Genomic DNA, 1,066 nt, shown 5'->3' with positions numbered 1-1,066 from the left:
CCGCGTCTCTGATGAGAGCGGCGGCCAGGGCGGCGGTTTCGGTGTATTCGACCCGTTGCCCGACGACCTTTCGGGAGAACACATCCATCATGGTGTAGAGCCGGTAGGTGTGTTTGCCGGGGCCGTGGAGCATCGTGATGTCCCAGCTCCAGAGCTGGTTCGGGGCTGTCGCGGCAACGACCGGTTTGGCCCTTTTGGGGCCGGTGCCCGTGCGTTGTTGCCTGCGGTCCCCGTTCTGCCCCTGCGCGGCCACGATCCGGTGCGCTGCGGCTATCGAGAAGGAGCAGTGCCCCGCGTCCAGCATCCGGTAATAGGCCTGCGTGACCGAGAGTTTCCCGTAGTCCTGCGAGTTGAGCAGTCGCATGAACTCGTCGACTTCGGCTCCGGTGATCCGATTCGGGTAGGCCCGGTCGGTGTGGGGCACCAGGATCCCGGCGGAGGCCGGAGGATTCAGATGCCGGTACCAGGCCGTGCGGTGAAGACCCAGCAGTGCGCAGGTCTTCACCGCGGACCAGCCGGCGCTGATCAGATTCCCGGCAAAGTTCAGGGCGATGTCTCTCCAGACTTTGGCATCAACCATTCCGGCCGGCCCGGCTCCGGCTCCGGTAGTTGCGGTTCCGTCGCCGCCGCGCTCTTGGCCATGGCGTCCAAGAGCGCGGAAGCTTTTCCCAGGATGTCGACCGCGGCCTCGGACCGGGCCAGTTTGGCCTTGAGGATCTCGTTCTCTTTCAAGACCCGTTTGAGCTGTTGCTTATCTCCTGCGTTCAAGCGCTGGTCCTCACTTCCTGCTGTGGGTCTGGATCTCAGCTCACCGGCCTCGCGCTGCCGGACCCAGAGCCGAATCGTGCCCTCGCTGATGCCCACCGTCCTGCTAAACGCAGTCCTGGAACCACGCTCAAGGCACTTGTCGTTCTCATCCAGAATCGCGTGCTTTTGCGCGAGAGTGAAGTGGCTCCGGTTCGAGACACGGGAAGGAATAACAAAATCCATCACGGACCTTTCCCCGCCCCGCACGCCAGGCCGCGGGCGACAGCAAACCTGTCACACAAGAGCCTGACACACAGGG

2 protein-coding genes are annotated in these 1,066 nt (G+C 63.7%); both read right to left on the bottom strand.

What is annotated here, in order from left to right; all coding sequences use genetic code 11:
- Positions 1–580, bottom strand: a 580-nt coding sequence (locus AC50X9_RS21240) for a DDE-type integrase/transposase/recombinase (RefSeq protein WP_494897073.1), incomplete at its 3' end; no start/stop codon positions are given.
- The gene (locus AC50X9_RS21235) at positions 544–990 is read right to left on the bottom strand and encodes a hypothetical protein (RefSeq protein ID WP_494897071.1); all 447 of its coding nucleotides are present in this window, start codon (positions 988–990) and stop codon (positions 544–546) included. The genes AC50X9_RS21235 and AC50X9_RS21240, both read right to left, overlap by 37 nt.
- Positions 991–1,066: the final 76 nt, after the last annotated feature.

Source organism: Pseudarthrobacter sp. HLT1-3, from assembly GCF_059383535.1.
This window is presented reverse-complemented; position numbering and strand designations above follow the sequence as displayed.